General features: G+C 67.4%; 18 protein-coding genes. 13 read left to right on the top strand and 5 right to left on the bottom strand.

The window, feature by feature from the left end; all coding sequences use genetic code 11:
- Positions 1-3 precede the first annotated feature (3 nt).
- Entirely contained in the window at positions 4-414 is a 411-nt protein-coding gene (locus PV762_RS14910; protein WP_421035796.1) for a hypothetical protein, read from the top strand.
- Between the two features lie 65 nt (positions 415-479).
- Here the strand turns inward: PV762_RS14910 and PV762_RS14905 are convergent, their stop codons facing one another.
- Positions 480-1,040 (bottom strand): GNAT family N-acetyltransferase, encoded by a 561-nt coding sequence (locus PV762_RS14905; RefSeq protein WP_421035795.1) that lies wholly within the window; start codon positions 1,038-1,040, stop codon positions 480-482.
- Between the two features lie 22 nt (positions 1,041-1,062).
- A complete protein-coding gene (locus tag PV762_RS14900; protein ID WP_421035794.1) occupies positions 1,063-2,106 on the bottom strand; it encodes a Gfo/Idh/MocA family protein in 1,044 nt (347 codons plus the stop codon).
- Between the two features lie 192 nt (positions 2,107-2,298).
- Between PV762_RS14900 and PV762_RS14895 the strand changes: the two genes are divergently transcribed.
- Positions 2,299-4,521 (top strand): M3 family metallopeptidase, encoded by a 2,223-nt coding sequence (locus PV762_RS14895; protein WP_421035793.1) that lies wholly within the window; start codon positions 2,299-2,301, stop codon positions 4,519-4,521.
- Positions 4,522-4,661: 140 nt separating this feature from the next.
- A complete protein-coding gene (locus PV762_RS14890) occupies positions 4,662-5,327 on the top strand; it encodes a hypothetical protein (RefSeq protein WP_421035792.1) in 666 nt (221 codons plus the stop codon).
- Between the two features lie 201 nt (positions 5,328-5,528).
- Here the strand turns inward: PV762_RS14890 and PV762_RS14885 are convergent, their stop codons facing one another.
- Both PV762_RS14885 and PV762_RS14880 read right to left on the bottom strand, forming a co-directional pair.
- Entirely contained in the window at positions 5,529-6,167 is a 639-nt protein-coding gene (locus PV762_RS14885) for a DUF2242 domain-containing protein (RefSeq protein WP_421035791.1), read from the bottom strand.
- Between the two features lie 65 nt (positions 6,168-6,232).
- Entirely contained in the window at positions 6,233-6,604 is a 372-nt protein-coding gene (locus PV762_RS14880) for a hypothetical protein (RefSeq protein WP_421035790.1), read from the bottom strand.
- A 205-nt stretch (positions 6,605-6,809) separates the two neighbouring features.
- Between PV762_RS14880 and PV762_RS14875 the strand changes: the two genes are divergently transcribed.
- The 3 genes from PV762_RS14875 to PV762_RS14865 all read left to right on the top strand — a co-directional run bounded on the left by PV762_RS14875 (position 6,810) and on the right by PV762_RS14865 (position 7,942).
- Positions 6,810-7,004 carry a hypothetical protein gene (locus PV762_RS14875; protein WP_297524734.1) on the top strand — a complete coding sequence of 65 codons (195 nt, stop codon included), beginning with the start codon at positions 6,810-6,812 and terminating at the stop codon, positions 7,002-7,004.
- A 37-nt stretch (positions 7,005-7,041) separates the two neighbouring features.
- On the top strand, positions 7,042-7,356 hold the full coding sequence (locus PV762_RS14870) for a BON domain-containing protein (protein WP_297524751.1): 315 nt from the start codon (positions 7,042-7,044) through the stop codon (positions 7,354-7,356).
- 145 nt (positions 7,357-7,501) lie between these two features.
- A complete protein-coding gene (locus PV762_RS14865) occupies positions 7,502-7,942 on the top strand; it encodes a response regulator transcription factor (protein WP_421035789.1) in 441 nt (146 codons plus the stop codon).
- Here the strand turns inward: PV762_RS14865 and PV762_RS14860 are convergent.
- The gene (locus PV762_RS14860; RefSeq protein ID WP_421035788.1) at positions 7,920-8,552 is read right to left on the bottom strand and encodes a response regulator; all 633 of its coding nucleotides are present in this window, start codon (positions 8,550-8,552) and stop codon (positions 7,920-7,922) included. The two genes, PV762_RS14865 and PV762_RS14860, sit on opposite strands and share 23 nt — an antisense overlap.
- Positions 8,553-8,597: 45 nt before the next feature.
- On the opposite strand from PV762_RS14860, the gene PV762_RS14855 reads away from it, so the two are divergent.
- The 7 genes from PV762_RS14855 (at position 8,598) to PV762_RS14825 (ending at position 18,094) form a co-directional block, all read left to right on the top strand.
- Positions 8,598-10,100, top strand: coding sequence for a CHASE3 domain-containing protein (locus tag PV762_RS14855; RefSeq protein WP_421035787.1), 1,503 nt, complete (start codon positions 8,598-8,600; stop codon positions 10,098-10,100).
- A 155-nt stretch (positions 10,101-10,255) separates the two neighbouring features.
- Positions 10,256-10,702: a BON domain-containing protein gene (locus PV762_RS14850; protein WP_421035786.1), complete on the top strand. Its 447-nt coding sequence runs from the start codon at positions 10,256-10,258 to the stop codon at positions 10,700-10,702.
- Between the two features lie 180 nt (positions 10,703-10,882).
- A complete protein-coding gene (locus PV762_RS14845) occupies positions 10,883-11,923 on the top strand; it encodes a hypothetical protein (RefSeq protein WP_421035785.1) in 1,041 nt (346 codons plus the stop codon).
- A 158-nt stretch (positions 11,924-12,081) separates the two neighbouring features.
- The gene (locus tag PV762_RS14840) at positions 12,082-14,223 is read left to right on the top strand and encodes an esterase-like activity of phytase family protein (RefSeq protein WP_421035784.1); all 2,142 of its coding nucleotides are present in this window, start codon (positions 12,082-12,084) and stop codon (positions 14,221-14,223) included.
- An 89-nt stretch (positions 14,224-14,312) separates the two neighbouring features.
- Entirely contained in the window at positions 14,313-14,768 is a 456-nt protein-coding gene (locus PV762_RS14835) for a universal stress protein (protein WP_421035783.1), read from the top strand.
- A gap of 111 nt (positions 14,769-14,879) precedes the next feature.
- Positions 14,880-17,030, top strand: coding sequence for a M13 family metallopeptidase (locus PV762_RS14830; protein WP_421035782.1), 2,151 nt, complete (start codon positions 14,880-14,882; stop codon positions 17,028-17,030).
- Positions 17,031-17,137: 107 nt separating this feature from the next.
- A complete protein-coding gene (locus tag PV762_RS14825; RefSeq protein WP_421035781.1) occupies positions 17,138-18,094 on the top strand; it encodes a hypothetical protein in 957 nt (318 codons plus the stop codon).
- The last annotated feature ends 8 nt before the right edge of the window (positions 18,095-18,102 follow it).

Here is an 18,102-nt window from a genome sequence, read left to right as displayed (position 1 = left end):
GCCATGAAAACTTTCCTGTGGTCCGTGACCGGGCTGTTCGCGCTGATCTGGAGCGGTCTGGCCTGGGCCACGGCCGGCCTGGTGCGCTGGACGGTGGAGGCCCTCTCCACCGGCCGCGCGGCCGAACTCGGCAAGAGCGCGGTGGAGTTCAAGTTCCCCGGCTGGGTCGAGCCCTTCCTGGACACCGGCCTGCTCGAAGCCGTCCAGGGCGTCGTGCAGTGGGCATTGGAGATGGCCGGCAGCGGCGCGCCGATGGCGGGCTCGGTGATCGGCTGGCTGGTGCCGGTGGTGTGGGTGACGTGGGCCTTCGGGTTGACGCTGCTGCTGGTGATCGCACTGGTGCTCAACGCCCTGATCAAGCGGCTGCCCAGTGCCGGCACGCCGGGTGCGCCCGGCGCGGCGGCGCTCCGTTGAACGGCCGTTGATCGACCCTTGAAAGCGAGGCGCCTCCGGGCGCCTCGCGCGTTTCAGGCGCCGTGTCAGGCGCCGGGCGGCAGCGCGACGGTGAAGCGGTAGAGGCAGCACTCGTCCTCGTGGAGCGTGCGCACCTCCCGCACGATCTCGCCTGCGGCTCGACCGCGGATCGCGCCCGGCCAGAACTGCGCCGCCGGCGTGTTCGCCATCAGGTGGTAGACCTCCCAGCGGCCCGGGAAGCGGGCCAGGATCTCACCCGCCGCGCGCGCGCCCAGGCCGTGACCTCGGTAGCCGCGCGCGAGGAAGAAATAGCCCATGTTGTGGTCCGAATCGGGCTGCTCGCACTCCCCGTCGACCACCGCGAAGCCGGCGAGCTCGTCGCCGACCCAGATCAGGAACGGATGCACGTCGTCCTGCGCCCAGTACGGCGCCTTGGGCCGCAGCTGGTACCGGCCCTCGTGCGCGAACGCCACCGGCGTCCACTCGCTCAAATCGTAGTTGTAGAACTGCATGAGGTTCTCGATGCGCGGCAGATCGTCGGGCGCGGCGCGCTCGATCCGCAGGGTCGGACTGTCCGGCAGCGGGACCGGAATCGAGTCGTCGAAGTCGGCAGGTCTTGTCTCCATCGTCGCTTTCTGGTGGCGCTCTTCAGGCGCTGGAGGGGAAGGCGTCGTCGAACGGCGATCTCACGCCCGCGAGGGCGCGGATGCGGTCCATCCAGCCCAGCACCGCCAGCGTTTCCGCATGCGGCACCACGGGGCTCTCGATCTCGCCGGCGCGCGCGCAGCGCATCGTCTCGCGGATCTCGTTCTCGAAGCCGTTGATCTCGAACGGGCGCGCGATCGTCTCGGAATCTCCGCGCGCCGGCAGCCATTGCGCGCGCGTGGCCTCCCAGAAAGTCTCCGGCAGCACGATCGCACCGGCCTCGCCGAGGATGTGCATCGTGTTCGGCGCGAAGGTGTCGATGGCGCACTGGAACTGCGAAGTCAGGCCGTCGCCGAAGTCGAGCGTCACCGCGAGTCCCGCCTCCACGCCGGTGGGCGCGAGTCGTGCCTTCACCGCCAGATCCACCAGCGGCGGCACTTCGCCGAGCGCGTGCTGAAGCACCCAGCGCGTGGCGGTCAGGTTGTAGATGCCGACGTCCAGCAGCGCGCCACCCGCCAGCGCGGGACTGAAGATGCGGCTGTCCGGGTCGTAGGGCGCGGGGAAGCAGAAGCTCGACTGCATGCCGCGCAGCGCGCCGAGGCGACCGTCGCGCAGCCACGCCGCGAGGTCCTGGTAGAGCGGCAGGAAGCGCGTCCACACCGCTTCCATCAGGAAGGCGCGGTGCGTGCGCGAGGCCTCGACCAGGCGACGGCCCATCTCCTGGTTGGGCACCAGCGACTTCTCGCACAGCACCGCCTTGCCGGCCCGAAGCGCGGCCAGCACGTAGTCGTGATGCTGACCGTGCGGCGTCGCGACATAGACGCCGTCGACGGCGGGATCTTTCATCACCGCGGCGGGGTCGGTGTGGGCGAGCACGGCGGGTTCGCCGGGCTGCGACCAGCGTCCGGCGAAGGCTTGCGCGCGTTGCGCGTCGCGGCCGCAGACCGCGTGCAGGCGGCAGCCGTCGAGCTGTGCGACCGCATCGGCAAAACGATGGGCAATCGAGCCGGGGCCGATCACGGCCCAGTGGAATGTGCGTTCAGACATGTGCGGTGATGCTAATCGGACGGGCTCGTCGCGAACGGCTGGAGGCCTGTGTTCGTGGCGGCCTCAGGGTTGTCCCGGGGCGGGTTGTCCACGGGGCGGACGGCGCCCATGGCGTTCGGCTTCGAGGGGCGCTTCGGCTAAGGTGACGCCTCGCACAACACGAACGCCCGCCCACATGACGGGCCGTCCCCCATGAGGATTCCCTTCGTCCTGGCCGCCACCGTGGCCCTCGCTGCTCCCGTGATGGCCCAGACGGCTGCGCCCGCCGCCGCGGCCGTTTCCGCCGAATCGACCGCCGCCAGCGCGGCGCCGGTTGCCAACCTGCTGCTCGCGCCGAGCGCCCTGCCGCTGCAGTACCCGCCCTTCGACAAGATCCGCGACGCCGACATCGGTCCCGCGATCGACCAGGGCATGACCGAGCATCTGGCCGAAGTCGCCGCCATCGCCGGCAACCCCGCGGCGCCGACCTTCGACAACACCATCGTCGCGCTCGAACGCGGCGGCCGCACGCTGGGCAGAGCGACCACGCTGCTGATGAGCCTGACCGGCGCCGACGCGAACCCCGCGCGCCTGAAGCTGCAGGCCGACTACGCGACGAAGCTGGCCGCGCACCGCGATGCGATTCAACTGGATCCGACGCTGTTCGCGCGCATCGAGTCGCTGTACCAGCGCCGTGCGTCGCTCGGCCTGGGCGCGCAGGAGCAGCGCCTGATCGAGCGCCAGTACAACCAGTTCCTGCGCGCCGGCGCGAAGCTGGACGAGGACGGCAAGGCCCGCATGAAGGCCATCAACGCCGAGATGGCGCAGCTCGGCGCGCGCTTCAACCAGAACGTGCTGGCGGAAGTGAACGACTCCGCCGTGACGGTCGACAGCATCGACGAACTGAAGGGCCTGAGCGACGAGCAGATCTCCGCCGCCGCGTCCGCCGCGAAGGAGCGGGGTCTGGACGGCAAATACCTGATCGCGCTGCTGAACACGACCGGTCAGCCGGTGCTGGCGCAGTTGGAGAACCGTGCGCTGCGCCAGCGCATCTACGAAGCGTCCGTGGTGCGCGGCTCGCGCGGCAATGCCTACGACAACACGTCGCTGGTCTCGCGCGTCGTCTCGCTGCGTGCCGAACGCGCGAAGCTGCTCGGCTTCGCCACGCACGCGGACTTCGTGCTGAAGGACGAGACCGCCCGCAACCAGCAGGCCGTCAACGGCATGCTGCGCCAGCTCGCGCCGGCGGCGGTCGGCGCCGCGCGCCGCGAAGGCGCGGAGCTGCAGGCGATCATCGACCGCGAGCAGAAGGCGAAGCAGCAGCCGACCTTCCAGCTGGCCGCCTGGGACTGGAGCTTCTACAGCGAGAAGCTGCGGGCCGAGAAGTACGGCTTCGACGAGTCGCAGCTCAAGCCCTACTTCGAGATGAAGCGTGTGCTCGAGAACGGCGTGTTCTACGCGGCGGGGCAGCTCTACGGCCTGAAGTTCAGGCAGCGTCACGACCTGCCGGTCTACCACCCGGACGTGCTGGTCTACGACGTGTTCAACGCCGACGGCTCGCAACTGGCCATCTTCATCGCGGACATGTACGCACGGCCGTCCAAGCGCGGCGGCGCATGGATGAACGCCTACGTCGACCAGAGCGGCCTGATGAACCAGAAGCCGGTGGTGGCGAATCACCTCAACATCCCGAAGCCGGCGGACGGCAAGCCGACGCTGCTGACGTGGGACGAGGTCACGACGATGTTCCACGAATTCGGGCATGCGCTGCACGGGATGTTCTCGAACGTGAAGTACCCGAGCATGGCCGGTACCAAGGTCCCGCGCGACTTCGTCGAGTACCCGTCGCAGGTCAACGAGATGTGGGCGGACTGGCCGAGCGTGCTGGCGCACTACGCGAAGCACTACAAGACCGGCGAGCCGATGCCGCGCGCGCTGCTCGACAAGGTGCTGGCGGCCAAGCAGTTCAACCAGGGCTTCGCGACGACGGAGTACCTCAGCGCCGCGAGCCTGGACCAGCGCTGGCATCAACTGCCGCTGGACCAGGTCCCCGATGCGGACGGCGTGATGGCCTTCGAGGCCAAGGCGCTGCGCGAGGAGGGCTACGACTACGACGCGGTGCCGCCGCGCTACCGCACGCCTTACTTCAGCCACATCATGGGCGGCTACGCGGCGGGCTACTACGCGTATGTCTGGTCGGAGGTGCTGGACGCCAACACGGTGCAGTGGTTCAAGGCCAACGGCGGCCTGAAGCGCGAGCTGGGCGACGCCTTCCGCGCGAAGCTGCTGTCGCAGGGCGGCAGCCAGGACGCGTTGACGCTGTTCCGCGGTGTCGTCGGCCATGAGCCGCAGATCCAGCCGCTGCTGGAGCGCCGCGGACTGGTCATCGACAAGACCAGGACGGCCGGCAAGCCGCAGGCATCGACGCCACAGTAATTTGGGGGAGACAGCACACCCGGAGGTGGGTTGTCACCAGTGATTCGTCAAAGGGCGCTCATCGAAGCGCCCTCTTTCGTTTTCGGGAGGAACTTCCCGCACCAGACTTTCCGTCATGTTGTCGTGGCGGAGCAGTGCGGATGGATGAGATTACGAAGCGGTGGTTTGATGTCTCGATGGTGCAGGTGCACCGTGCGCCCGAGTTGGTCGGCTGGTATGCCGATGAAGAGCTGATTCGTCTCTCCGGAGCGCCGAAGGGCAGTCGACTGGAGGTAGCGCCGATCAGCGACGGAAGAATCGAACTCCGGACGATCAACGCCGATCTCTTCAGCGAGCCGCTGGTCCGAGCCATCAGTCAGGATAAAAATGGCGATTACGTCTTCGAGATTCAGAACGCGGCCTTCGTTTTGCGTCCTCAATTCCGCCGCCTTGGAATCGGCACGCGCAGCGTAGCCATCGAATTGCACGAGGCAAGGCGACTGGCGCACTTCTCGAAGGTGTGGGTGAGCGCGGTGGGAGATGCCACGAGTCTCGAGGAGCCAATGGCCATGGTTGGCTACTACGCATGGGCACGCATGGGCTTCAATGCTCCGCTCCCGCTGGATCTCAGCAGTCACCCGTCCATGCCCTCGGCCGGACGAGCGTGCTCAGATCTGATCGGGTTGCTGGCGTCTTCCGAGGGGCGAGAATTCTGGCGGCGGTTTGGCCGCACGCTATTCATGGAGTTTTCGTTGAAGAAGAGCTCCGAGAGTTGGGAACACTTCCTTCGTTATACGAAGGAACGAAACATTGAGGTCACGACATGAAGCCTTGGGAAATTGCCGCTCGCGTCTGTCGGCCGATGTCATCCGAAGAGGCGATGGAGCTCACGGTTGAGCGATATGGGTCACGGGAGTTTCCGGATCTCGATCCATTGTTGGAGGCTGAAATTCGGGAACTCGACGCGAAGATTCAGAGCCGGGATCGGATTCAGAACCCTTGAGGTGAACCTTGAGCCCGAAGGCGCCTCACCCGCCCGTCTTGTCCAGATCGCTCGTGTCCTCCGTCCCTTGCTGCGTGATCAAGCGCTGCATCAACGCGAAGAACCGGTCGTAGAACTGCCCGGCGGGAATGGTTTCGGAGGCCACCTTGACCAGCGACTCCGTCGACGACGACAACGGCACCGAGATCGAGCCGATCGCGCTCACGCCCAGGCTGGTGGAGTTCGCGCTGCGCTTGACGTTGTAGCGATCCTGGAGCGCTGAAACATACGCCGTTGCGAGCTTGCCGCTGCCGCCTTCCGGCACGCACACCACCGTGAAGCTGATCTCCACGTGCACCTCGCCCTCGGGCTGAAAGCGCTTCGTGCCCGAGATCGAATCCGGCAGCGCGATCCCGATCACGTATCCCTGGCTCAACAGCGCCCGCCGCGCCGCCTCGCAGGTGTCCTGCACGCTCGAATCAAACAGGCGGGAGAAGGTCTCGTCCGACGCGAATCGCTCGTTGAGATAGACGGCGTTCTTGCGCTCGGCCGCGGTCGTCCCGAAGGTGCCGCAGCCCGACATCGACATGGCGGCGAGGACGGCCAGGGCAGCGCCCGCCATCGGGCGGAAAGCAGCGGGGAAGATCGCGGGGAGAAAGGAAACAGGGCGTCGGATCATCGTCATCGGGCCGGCCATCGGCCAGCGACGGATTATCCGCGCCCTGTCTTAGAGCAGCTTGAGGAGGCCGCTCAGTGCGTGGTCTGCGCCGTCAGCAGCGTCTGCCATTCACCGTCGACGCAGGCCGACAGGTGACGCGCACTGCCGCGGCAGCGCTGCCAGTGCTCTGTCGCCGCGGACAGCAGCGCCGGCCAGTACGGATGGTCGCCGGCGCAGCGGCTGCGCGGGATCACCAGAGCCAGTTCTTGAACGTCCGCCCGGCCGTCGGCATCGATGTAGGACAGCTGCGCCTTGACCACCACCGTCAGCGGCGTGGAGAGCAGCAGCTCGGCGTTCACGCAATGGGAAGGGCGGTAATCCGGATGGGCGGGAGCCGGCGCCTGGGCGGCGCTTCCAACGGCGGCGGAGAAGTGGTTCATCTTGTTCTCGTCTCGGGTCTTCATTCGATGCCTGCATCCTAGGGAGCGGGGGGCCCGTCCCCTGTGGGGGCCCCGCGCGACACCTTGTAGGACAACGCCTCATTCGGACCGTGGGCGTTGCCGCTTCCGCTTGTCCTACAAGACATCGCGGACGCGGACGACAGGGCGGCCTGTTCGGGATACGTAAAGTCCATCTCAGCGCACCACGGGGTGCACAAGGAGCTGACAGATGGGCATCGCCGACCACCATTCCCTCGCCTTGCACGTTCATGACTTCGCCTGCCAGGTCCAATGGACCGCGGTCAGCGACCACGAACCGGTGCTGGGTCTGGAAGCGGCGCTTCCTTATCTGCTGGACCACGCCCCCGCGACGTTCGCCGAGCCGGCCCCTGCTGTCGTGTCGTCAGACCGCCACGCCGCGTGAGTCCGAGCCTTTTCATCAATCGAAGGAGATCAACATGATGATTCGAGCCACCGTTCTCGCCCTGGCCACCGCTGTGGGCGCCCTGACCCTGCTGCCCGGCTGCGCCGTGACGCGCGGTCAATCCTCCGTCGGCGAATACGTCGACGACGCGGCGGTCACCACGGCCGTGAAGTCCAAGTTCGTCGAAGCCAAGTCGGTCGACGCCAGCTCCATCCACGTGGAGACGCTGCAAGGCGAGGTGATGCTGACCGGCTTCGCCAAGAACGCGACGGAGAAGTCCGACGCCGAACGCCTGGCGCGTGAAGTCAAGGGCGTGAAGCGCGTCAAGAACGAGATCGCGATCCGCAACTGATGCGCTGACGCGATTCAACGATCGTGTGTCTGAAGGCGGCCTGACCACCCGCCTGCGGATGCACCGCGCAAACGGACGGTCTGCATGGCAACCCGTCCGTTTGCGCGTACCCGCTTGTGGTTTCGAGCCGTACGCGAGCCTTTCCATGGACGCCCAGCCTGCCAGCGCCGCCCTCACCTGTTTCCTCGTCGAGGACAACGCCGTCATCCGGGAGAACCTGGTGGCGACGCTCGAGGAGATGGTGGACCTGCGCGTCCTCGGCCACGCGGTCGACGAGAACGGCGCCCTGAACTGGCTGTCGCAGGACCATCCCGGCTGCGACTTGCTGATCATCGACATCTTCCTGGCACAGGGCACCGGCTTGAACGTGCTGCGCGCCGCCAGCGAGCGCTTGCCCGGCGCGCGCCGCGTCGTGCTGAGCAACTACGCCACGCCCGACATGCGCCAACGCTGCTTCGCCCTGGGCGCCGACAAGGTCTTCGACAAATCGGCCGAGCTGGAAGACCTGCTCGCCTACTGCGGCGACCTGGTCGACGCGGCCCACCGCGACGCCGGCGATGCCGCTACTCGATCAGCCCGTTCTTGAGGGCGTAATAGGTCAGCTCGCTGTTGGTGTTGAGCGACAGCTTCTCCAGCACGCGCGACCGGTAGGTGGAGACCGTCTTCACGCTCAGCGACATGCCGTCGGCGATGTGACCGACCGTCTCGCCGCGCGCCAGCCGCAGGAAGACCTGCAGCTCGCGCTCGGACAGCGTGTCGTGGGCGGCCTGGTCCGCCGGCGCGCCCAGGCCGTCGGCCAGCAGCTCCGCCACGGCCGGCGTGATGTACTTGCGGCCGCGGAAGACCGTTCGGATCGCCGTGGCGATCTCCTCGGGGTCGCATTCCTTGTTGAGGTAGCCGCTGGCGCCCTGGCGCAGCAGCGTGGTCGCGTAGTGCGTCTCCGGGAAGCCGCTGAGGATCAGCACCGGCAGTTCCGGCTTGCGGGCCTTGATGGCGGCCAGGGTCTCCACGCCGCTCTGGTCGGGCAGCGAGAGGTCCATCAGCATCACGTCGAGCTCGCCGGCGCGCACGAGGTCCAGCGCCTCGCGGCCGGATCCGGCTTCGCCGGTGACGCGCAGGTCGACCTGTTCGGAGAGGAATTGCCGCAGCCCGGCGCGGACAATCGCGTGGTCGTCGACGATGGCGATTCGGATCATGGTGGCGATGGTCAAGTGAGCGAAATCGCTCAGGGAGTGTAGAGGATGAGCCTGAAGGACACCGTCACGAACCTTGGTCGCAAGACCTGGGCCATGCCGCTGGGCGTGTTCGTGGCCCTGCTGATGATCCTGATCAGCGAGCTCGCCTACTTCGGCGCCGTCTCGCAGATGGACCGTCTGGACACGCTGGGCCGGGCCCGGATGGAACTGCTCCGGCTGATGGCCCGCGTGACCGACGCGGAGTCAGGGCAACGGGGATACCTGATCACCCGCCGGCCCGAATACCTGGATCCCTACCGATTCGCCGCCGAGGACGCGTCGCAGGGCCTGAACTCGCTGCAGCGGATGTACGCGCAGGTCGGGGCCGAGGATGCCGAGCGCCGCAGCAAGGAGATCGCCAGCGCCGTCAGCGCCAAGCTGAGCGAGCTGCAGGAGGTGCTCAAGCTCTACGAGACCGGCCGCGAATCGGCCGGCCGCGAGCTCATGATGACCGACATCGGCCGCGACCAGATGGAACAGATCCGGCGTCGTTCCGCCGAACTGCTGACCGACGAGAACCGGCGCATCGCGCTCGGCACCGGTCAGGTTTACGACACGCTGATGATGAGCCGCATCGGCGTGGCCGGCATGACGCTGTTGAGCCTGATCGTGTTCGTGCTGTTCGTGCGCAAGAGCCGGGCGCTCGACGTGCAGCGCGCGGAGCAGGCGCAGGAAGTCCGCGCCGAGCGCGACCGGCTGGAGGTCGAGGTGTCGCGCCGCACCGCCGAGCTGACGCAGCTGGCCCGCCATCTGCAGACCGCGCGCGAGGACGAACGCGCCCGGCTCGCCCGCGACCTGCACGACGAGCTCGGCGCGCTGCTGACGGCGGCCAAGCTCGATGTCGCGCGGCTGCGGCCCAAGCTTCAGGCGGAGGCGCCCGATCTGATGCAGCGCCTCAACCACCTGACCGAGACGCTGAACAGCGGCATCGCGCTCAAGCGCCGCATCATCGAGGACCTGCGCCCGTCGACGCTGGACCAGCTGGGCCTGGTGCCGGCGCTGGAGATCCTGTGCCGCGAGACCTCGGAGCGCCTCGGCGTGGCGATCACGGTGGCACTGGATACGGACGTCGACCTGGCGCCGAGCGCCCAGCTGACCGCCTTCCGTCTGGTGCAGGAAGCCTTGACCAACACGGCGAAGTACGCGAACGCGACCGAAGTGACGGTCTCGCTCAAGCGCGAGTACGCGCAGGCGATGGTCATCGTCGCCGACAACGGCCAGGGCTTCGACCCGGCCCGGCTGGCCCTGGGCTCGCACGGCCTGCTGGGCATGCGCTTCCGCGTCGAGGCCGAGCGCGGACAGTTGCGCCTGCGCAGCGCGCCGGGGCAGGGCACCGAGGTGTGCGCCTGGCTGCCGCTCAAGCGCGACGGACGCGACGAGCCGGACATCCCGCGGATCGATTTCCCCCTCCCCGGCATGGCTGCGATGCCCGGCGTGCCGCCAACGGGTCCGTCGGGGCCGACCGCGGCCGGCGAGGGCGGCCAGCCTCCCTCCGGCGGCGGGGTGTAGGCGCGTTCCTACGGGCCGCCGGGACGCCGGGCGACCGGCGCTTCCGGCGGCAGCCGACCCTCGGGAGAAAGGCGCTTGCCTAGAGTGGAGTCATGGATCCGCGGCCACCCGCGGAATGTCTGCGAAAGCCCCGCACCCGCGAAAGGAACCTCGCCATGAAGCACGCTTCCCGCCCCGCCGCCCTGTCCCTGCTGCTGCCCGCCGTGGTCGCCGCCGTCGCCCTGACCGCCTGCGGTCGAGAGGATGACGGCCGCACCGCCGGCCAACGCCTGGACGACGGCATCTCCAAGATGGAACAGAAGTCCGAAGCTGCGAAGCAGGACACCCAGCAGGCCATGGACAACGCCGGCGCCAAGATGGAACGGGCCGCCGACAAGGCCGGCGCCGCCATCGACGATGCGCAGATCACGACGTCCATCAAGACCTCGCTGGCCGGCGATCCGAAGCTGAGCGCGATCGACGTCAAGGTCGAGACTGAGAAGGGCCACGTGACGCTGGACGGCACGGCGCCTGACCTCGCCTCGCGCGACCGCGCGGGCTCGATGGCGCTGGCCGCCAAGGGCGTCCAGTCGGTCAACAACCGGATCAAGGTCAACGGCTGATTCCCTCCTCTGCAAGCCGTCTGACCGGGGCCCCGGATCGCGTTCACGCGACCCGGGGCTTTCTGCTGTCAGGCGACCCTCATCTTTCGTCCTGGAATTCCGAGAATCTCGCGGTGACCATCCCTCACTGAAAAGCGCGCGAGTCCTGCGGGTCGCGCGCACTTTCTTGAAGGGATTCCAATGTTCACCAGCCATTCGATGTATTGCACCGCCGGCACCGGGCCAAGCGACGATGTACAGGGGAGGGACGGTCGTCCTGATGCGACCTGCGCCGAGTCCGGCCGAGGGTCTCCAGACTACGAGTTTGTCGACTCACCCTTCGCCAGAGCCAGAGCGAGGGAAGAGTTCCGCGCCTCGACGCTCTTCAAGCAGTGGTCGGATCCGAAGCATCCGAGCCGTGGCGAGACGTTGAACCGGTATGCAAAGTCGGTGGGGCTCGAGCTCAGCGCGACCGCCAATGCCGGCGTATTGAAGCCGATGCGTTCGAAATTCGCGTATGGCGCTGGCAAGGCCCTGTGCGCGGTCGTGAACACGGCGGCCGCGCGCCAACAGGCGCCCCTGTTTCAGCTGATCGAGGCCGACGTGAGCGAGGCCAGACGCCTGTACAAGGTCGACCCGGACATGGCGCGCCGCGAGATCCTGATCCACGCGCTGCGCTCGGAGTTCCAGGGATTGGACGAGGCGTCGAAGGCAAAACTGATCAAGCGGGTGACGCCAGGCAACGTGCAGGCGTGTTCCCAGCACCTCCGTCTCGACAAGCACGGCTCCGACTACGCCGGTCGGGTCATGCTCGACGCCGCCTTGTCCGTCGTCAGGGAAATGCAAAACCCCAGGAGCTTGCCGCATCGCGACATCGCCCCGGAGGGCCACTACTTCGAGCTCGAACCCGCGGGTACAGACACCTCGGCGAACGAGGAGGCCGCGCCAGACATTGGGGGGGTCTATTCCCATCTCGGCGACCGAACGATCGATGCCCCACCTGGCCATCTCTACGACACGACGTCCAGGGATCTCTATTCCCACTTAGGGGGCACTCCGCCCCCGGTTCTGTGCCACCTGTACGGTGCAGTGGCCCAGGAGTCTTCGCTTTCCGAGTCAAGGAAGACGCCTCCCAAGCCAACTCCAACGCCTGCCCAGTCGGTGTCGCCCACGCCGGGACTGAAAGCGCAGTTCAGCCTGGTCAACGCGGAGTTCAGCAGGCGCCTGAGACCGGCGTCCTGAGTGGTGTCCGGGAAATCCCGGCTTTCTGTCGTATTCGTGTCGATTCGTAAAGCGCTTCACCGGCCTGTCATCGCCGGCCCCTAGCGTGCCGCCCTGTCGCGTCACGGCCCTGTCGAGGGAGGCTGGGCGCGGCAGTCCTCGAGCCACGAAAGATCGACATGAAGAAGACGAACGAACGCTCCAAGTCCGGCGCATCGCGCCGCATCGGCCTGACCCTGATGACGCTGACCGCCGCCGCGGCGCTGACCGCGTGCAACACCAAGGACAACGATTCCTACGAGATCCCCGGGAACAGCCAGGCGCTGCAGGCCCGGCTCGTGGACGCGCCGGTGGAAGGCGTCTCGTACGCCGCGGCGCCCTCGGGCATCACGGGCAAGACCGGCGTGAACGGCGTGTTCACCTGCAAGACCGGTGACACGGTCACCTTCAGCGTCGGCAGCGTGGTCGTGGGCAGCGCCTCCTGCACGGCGACGGTCGCCGCCGCCGACCTGGCCGGCACCGCCGTGCTGACCGACGCCAAGCTGCAGAACCGCCTGGTGTTCCTGCAGGCGCTGGACGAGGACGACGATCCCACCAACGGCATCAGGATCACGGCGGCCGTGCACGACACGCTGACCAAGACGCTGGATTTCACCCTGGCCGCGGCCGACTTCGACAAGGCCTTCGCCGCGCTGCTGCCGGCCGGCCAGAACGACGTCTACGGTCAGCCTTATTCGGGCCGCACCATGAGCGCCAACCGCCGCGCCGCGGCGGTCGAGCACTACGAATCGACGATGGCCACGCTGCTCGGCAAGACCGAGACCAGCAGCGCCACGCAGGACACGGCCGGCGGTGCGGTCGCGATCACCAAGTTCCAGATCCGCGCCGCCGACAGCCAGTACTTGCCCTACGAGGGCGGCAACGCCGACGCGAAGAAGGACTTCCCCAAGGGCTTCTATCCGGCCGTCGGTTCGGGTCTGGTCTACAAGGGCAAGAACGCCGCGGGCGCGATGGAGTTCTGGGGCATCACCGACCGCGGCCCCAACGGCGACAGCCCGAGCGCGCCGCGTCCGGACAACGGCGCCATCGTCACGACCAAGATGTTCCCGGCGCCGAGCTTCGCGCCGTCGATCGGCGTGATCACGCTGGGCAGCGAGGGCGCTGTCATCTCCAGCCTGAATCCGCTGAAGAACCCGAACGGCTCCAAGGTCACGGGCCGCCCGCTGCCTTTCGGCGCCGTGGGCAGCAGCGCCGAAGTGCCGCTGGCCGACACGCTGAAGTTCGACCAGACCAAGGGCAACTTCGACGCGAACGGCCTGGACAGCGAGACGCTGGTCTACGACGACGCGAACAAGGCCTTCTGGACCTCGGACGAATACGGCCCCTTCATCGTCAAGATCGATGCGGCGACCTTCCAGATCGTCAAGCGCTACGCCCCGGGCACGACCGCCGGCAGCCTGCCCGACGTGCTGAAGAACCGCCGCGCCAACCGCGGCATGGAAGGCCTGGCGATGGACACCGGCAGCGGCAGGCTGCACGGCTTCCTGCAGAGCCCGGTCGATCCGGTCGACAACGCCGGCAAGAGCATCGAGGCCGTGGACAGCGCCGACCTGGACCAGGACGGCAAGAAGGACGACAAGGTCAAGGTGCGCGACTTCGCGCAGTTCGCGCGCTGGATCGAGTTCGATCCGAAGACCGAGACCTCCAAGCTCTATGCGTACCCGCTGAGCTACCCGCTCGCCGCCAAGGGCGAGAAGTGGGACCGCAACCGCACCGGCAGCGCCAAGCTGGGCGATCTGGTGGCGTTGGGCAACGGCAAGTTCATCGTCGTCGAGCAGGGCGCGGACTCGACCGGCGCGCTTCGCAACTTCCTGATGCTCGTCGAGCTGCCGGCGACGGCGACGGACATCGCGTCGATCGGCATCGAGCTCGAGAAGAACAGCATCGACGGTGTGACCGCGTCGGCGGTGAGCTGGGCGAACATCGTGAAGCTGAAGAAGACGGTGCTGCTGGACCTGAACGCCGCGGGCTGGAAGGCCGAGAAGGCCGAAGGCCTGGCGATCGTCGATGGCAACACGCTGGCGCTGATCAACGACAACGACTTCGGCCTGAAGTCGGTGCTGGTGGACGCGAAGGGCAAGGTCGTCGCCGGCGATCCGACCGAGTGCACGGTCGACGTCAACGGCGTGATCGTCCAGGACGGCACCTGCGCCAGCGGCGCGGTCCTGTCGCGCGTGACGCGCGGCAACGAGGTGGACCGCCTGACGCACCTGTGGCTGTTCAAGTTCCCGAAGGCGCTCAACAGCTTCAGCGTGCAGTGACCGGGCGAGGCGCAGGGCGCACGGGGCTCCGTGCCGCCCGGCGCTTCCGGGGCTAGCATGTTCCCATCCCACCCGATGGAGCAACGACCATGTACGCCAAGATCCTGGTTCCTGTCGACGGCAGCCCCACCTCCAACGCCGGCCTGGCGGAGGCGATCCGGCTGGCCAGACTCAGCGGCGGCGAGATCCGTCTGCTGCACGCCCTGGACCTGCAGGCGTTCGCGATGATGTCCAGCGCCGGCCTGGGCATCACGCCCGACAACTTCGAGCAGATCCGCGCCGGCGGACGGAAGGTACTCGCCGACGCCGCGGCCGCCGTCGGCGAAGCGGCATTGCACGTCACCACGCAGCTCAGCGAGAGCCTCTCTTCCCGCGTCAGCGACCTCGTGACCGAGGAGTGCAAGACTTGGGGGGCCGAGGTCATCGTGCTCGGCACGCACGGCCGCCGAGGCCTGTCGCGGGCGCTGCTGGGCAGCGATGCCGAACTGATCGTCCGCTACGCCGAAGTGCCGGTGCTGCTGGTCCGGGGACCGAAGGAAAGCTGACCCCCGTCCGCCCGTCGCCAAGACGGGTCTACCCGAGGTGTCGTCCGGCACCCTGCGGCGGCGGTCGACTGGCGGAGAATGCCCGGCAGCATCTACTCCCCGCTGTCGAGCATGACCCCCCACCTCCTCGCCCGCACCGCCGCGGCCGCGCTTGTCGCGGCCGTTTCCTTTGGCGCCGCCGCCGCCGACGCCGGCGCACAGAACGCCTCGTCCGCCTCGCCCGCCGCGACCGCCTCGGCGAACTCCGCCACGACCACCGCCGCAACGCCCGAAGGGCCGCTCGACCAGTTGCCTTACACGCCCAGCCTGGACACCGCCGCGATGGACCGCAGCGTCGATCCCTGCGAGGACCTCTACCAGTACGCCTGCGGCGGCTGGATGGCCGCGAATCCGATCCCGCCCGACCAGGCGCGCTGGTCGGTCTACGCCAAGATGGCCAACGAGAACCAACGCTATCTCTGGGGCATCCTGGACAAGCTCTCGGCCGCCGATCCGACGCGCAGCGCGAACCAGGTCCGCATGGGCGACTATTTCGCCGCCTGCATGGACGAGTCCGCCGCCGACCGCCAGGCGCTCGCGCCGCTGCGTCCGCTGCTGTCGCGCATCGATGCGTTGAAGGACCGCCGCGAGCTGCCGTCGCTGCTGGCCGCGCTGCATCTGGCGACCAACAACGAGCGCGTGCTCTTTCACTTCACGTCGGGCCAGGACATGGCCGACTCGACGCGCGTCATCGCCTTCGCCTATGCCGGCGGCCTGAGTCTCCCGGACCGCGAGTACTACTTCAAGACCGACCAGAAGTCGCGCGCGCTGCGCGAGCAGTTCATCGCCCACGTGGCGCGCAACTTCGAGCTGCTCGGCGACGCGCCGGACGCGGCCCGCACCCAGGCGAAGCAGGTGATGGCGATGGAGACGGCACTGGCGCGCGCCTCGCTGAGCCGCGTCGACAAGCGCGATCCCTACAAGGGCTTCCATCCGATGAAGGCCGCCGGGCTGCAGGCGCTGACGCCGGGCTTCGACTGGGCCGCGTACCAGCGCGGGCTGGGCCTGGATCCGCAGGCGTCCTACAACGTCACCGAGCCGGCGTTCTTCAAGGCGCTGTCGAAGGAATTGCGCCAGCGCGATCTGGCGCAACTGCGCAACTACCTGCGCTGGCAACTGGTCAGCAGCCAGGCGCCGACGCTGTCGAACGCCGCGGTGCAGGCCAACTTCGAGTTCTTCGGCCAGACGCTGCAGGGCGTGCCGCAACTGAAGGCGCGCTGGAAGCGCTGTGTCGAGCTGGTCGACGCGCAGCTCGGCGAGGCGCTCGGCCAGGAGTTCGTCACGCGCAACTTCAGCCCGGAACTGAAGGACAAGACGCTCACGATGACCAAGCAGATCGAGGACGCGATGGCCGCTCGCATCCAGTCGCTGGGCTGGATGAGCGAAACGACCCGGCAGCGTGCGGTCGAGAAGCTGCATGCGATCGTCAACAAGGTCGGTTACCCGGATCGCTGGCGCGACTACGGCGCGCTGACGGTGGCGCGCGACGACTTCGCCGGCAACGTGATGCGCGGCAACGACTTCGAACTGAGGCGTCAGCTCGCCAAGATCGGCAAGCCGCTGGACCGTGGCGAATGGGGCATGACGCCGCAGACGGTCAACGCGTACTACGACGCGCAGATGAACGACATCAACTTCCCGGCCGGCGTGCTGCAGGCGCCGTTGTTCGATCCGAAGCTGGACGATGCGCCGAACTACGGCAACACCGGCGGCACCATCGGACATGAGCTGATCCACGGCTTCGACGACGAAGGCCGGCAGTTCGACGCCAAGGGCAACCTGCGCGACTGGTGGACGAAGAAGGACGCCCGGGCCTTCGAGCAGCGCGCCGCCTGCGTGACGAAGCAGTACGCGCAGTACGTGGTCGTGGACGACATCCGCATCAACAGCAAGCTGACGCTGGGCGAAGACCTCGCCGACCTGGGCGGCCTGGTGCTGGCGCACGCGGCGTGGAAGGCGCAGATCGCGGACCTGTCCCCGAAGCCGGCGGACCGCGACGGACTGACGCCGGAACAGCGCTTCTTCGTCGGCTTCGCGCAATGGGACTGCAGCCACGCCCGGCCTGAATATGCGCGCGTGCATGCGCTGACCGACCCGCATTCACCAGGGCGCTACCGGATCAACGGCGTCGCGGTGAACATGCCTGAGTTCGAGCAGGCCTTCCGCTGCAAGCCTGGGCAGAAGATGGTGAAGCCGGACGCGGAGCGCTGCCGCGTGTGGTAAGCCCGGTTGCCCGCTGAACTACGGAACTTCGGATGAGGCACTGACACATCGGCCCGTGGCGCTTTGCGCACCGGACCGATGTGCTTTCCACTTCATCCCGATTCATCATGGCCCCACCCATTTCATCCCTTAGCCATCACACGCCCGCGAACGGACTCGACGAGCCCCTCTATGACGATGCCACTTCGGACGCCGCGCCGCCCGGCATCGACACGCGTTCCGAAGAAACCACCCGGACACGACCCGGCGGCAGGCAAGGCAACGCGTTGCAATACAGCAGTGTCGCGTTCTCGAAACGCCACCCCGACCTGCCATCGGGCGGCAGCAGAACGCACAAGGGGACCGAGGAATCGGAGTTGTACACAGCGGTGGATCAAGAAGCGACGCTGAATTCAGTCGAGCCAGACGCTGCACGTGAGGAGGAAGACGACATCCTGGTCGATGTCTCGGAGTTCCACAGGCCGCGGCCCAAGCTTCACAAGGCTCAGGACAACGGCGGTCTCGTGGACACGAGTCGCCGCCAGCATTCGCCCTCGGACGACTATGCGCAAGTGAACAAAAAGCCCGTGAGCTCGATGGACAAAGCGCTCGCGGCGTCCGAAAAGTTTCGCGAGGCCTATTCACAACTGGCGGACGGGATTCACCAGGCCGTCAAGGAGTTTGCGCGCCCGCGTCCCACTGGGCCGGTCGGACGCCTTGCGATTCGCGCGGGGATCAGCCGCGAGGCCCATGGTACGCAGTCTGCAGTCACCGCACTGGAGCACAGGCTGGACGCCTCGGACTTTCGCGATGCGGCGGACAAGATGCGCCGCGCCCTGGTCATCCAGTACCCGAATAATCCCAAGGAGCGAGCAGAGTTGATGGACGACTACCTCAGCGAGTTGGTGTCACAGGCGATCGGTCTGTTGGACAAGCAGCAACTCAAGAAGTTCCTCCACCACGCGACAAAGGGAGGATTGCTGGACAACACGGTTCAGAGGCCTGATCCGGATCCGTCCGGGATCAGCCGACAGGTGATGTGGGCCTTCGTCCGTCATGCGTCGACGCTGTCGGCGAGCGCATGACGTCCGCG

The sequence above is a fragment of the Mitsuaria sp. CC2 genome (assembly GCF_048957715.1).
GTDB lineage: Bacteria > Pseudomonadota > Gammaproteobacteria > Burkholderiales > Burkholderiaceae_C > Roseateles.
This window is presented reverse-complemented; position numbering and strand designations above follow the sequence as displayed.

Coding starts and splice junctions, on each gene's coding strand:
- PV762_RS14850 (WP_421035786.1), top strand. CDS start 10,256: ATGAAGCACGCTTCCCGCCCCGCCGCCCTGTCCCTGCTGCTGCCCGCC.
- PV762_RS14825 (WP_421035781.1), top strand. CDS start 17,138: ATGGCCCCACCCATTTCATCCCTTAGCCATCACACGCCCGCGAACGGA.
- PV762_RS14895 (WP_421035793.1), top strand. CDS start 2,299: ATGAGGATTCCCTTCGTCCTGGCCGCCACCGTGGCCCTCGCTGCTCCC.
- PV762_RS14900 (WP_421035794.1), bottom strand. CDS start 2,106: ATGTCTGAACGCACATTCCACTGGGCCGTGATCGGCCCCGGCTCGATT.
- PV762_RS14860 (WP_421035788.1), bottom strand. CDS start 8,552: ATGATCCGAATCGCCATCGTCGACGACCACGCGATTGTCCGCGCCGGG.
- PV762_RS14870 (WP_297524751.1), top strand. CDS start 7,042: ATGATTCGAGCCACCGTTCTCGCCCTGGCCACCGCTGTGGGCGCCCTG.
- PV762_RS14855 (WP_421035787.1), top strand. CDS start 8,598: ATGAGCCTGAAGGACACCGTCACGAACCTTGGTCGCAAGACCTGGGCC.
- PV762_RS14890 (WP_421035792.1), top strand. CDS start 4,662: ATGGATGAGATTACGAAGCGGTGGTTTGATGTCTCGATGGTGCAGGTG.
- PV762_RS14910 (WP_421035796.1), top strand. CDS start 4: ATGAAAACTTTCCTGTGGTCCGTGACCGGGCTGTTCGCGCTGATCTGG.
- PV762_RS14885 (WP_421035791.1), bottom strand. CDS start 6,167: ATGACGATGATCCGACGCCCTGTTTCCTTTCTCCCCGCGATCTTCCCC.
- PV762_RS14875 (WP_297524734.1), top strand. CDS start 6,810: ATGGGCATCGCCGACCACCATTCCCTCGCCTTGCACGTTCATGACTTC.
- PV762_RS14835 (WP_421035783.1), top strand. CDS start 14,313: ATGTACGCCAAGATCCTGGTTCCTGTCGACGGCAGCCCCACCTCCAAC.
- PV762_RS14840 (WP_421035784.1), top strand. CDS start 12,082: ATGAAGAAGACGAACGAACGCTCCAAGTCCGGCGCATCGCGCCGCATC.
- PV762_RS14880 (WP_421035790.1), bottom strand. CDS start 6,604: ATGAAGACCCGAGACGAGAACAAGATGAACCACTTCTCCGCCGCCGTT.
- PV762_RS14830 (WP_421035782.1), top strand. CDS start 14,880: ATGACCCCCCACCTCCTCGCCCGCACCGCCGCGGCCGCGCTTGTCGCG.
- PV762_RS14845 (WP_421035785.1), top strand. CDS start 10,883: ATGTTCACCAGCCATTCGATGTATTGCACCGCCGGCACCGGGCCAAGC.
- PV762_RS14865 (WP_421035789.1), top strand. CDS start 7,502: ATGGACGCCCAGCCTGCCAGCGCCGCCCTCACCTGTTTCCTCGTCGAG.
- PV762_RS14905 (WP_421035795.1), bottom strand. CDS start 1,040: ATGGAGACAAGACCTGCCGACTTCGACGACTCGATTCCGGTCCCGCTG.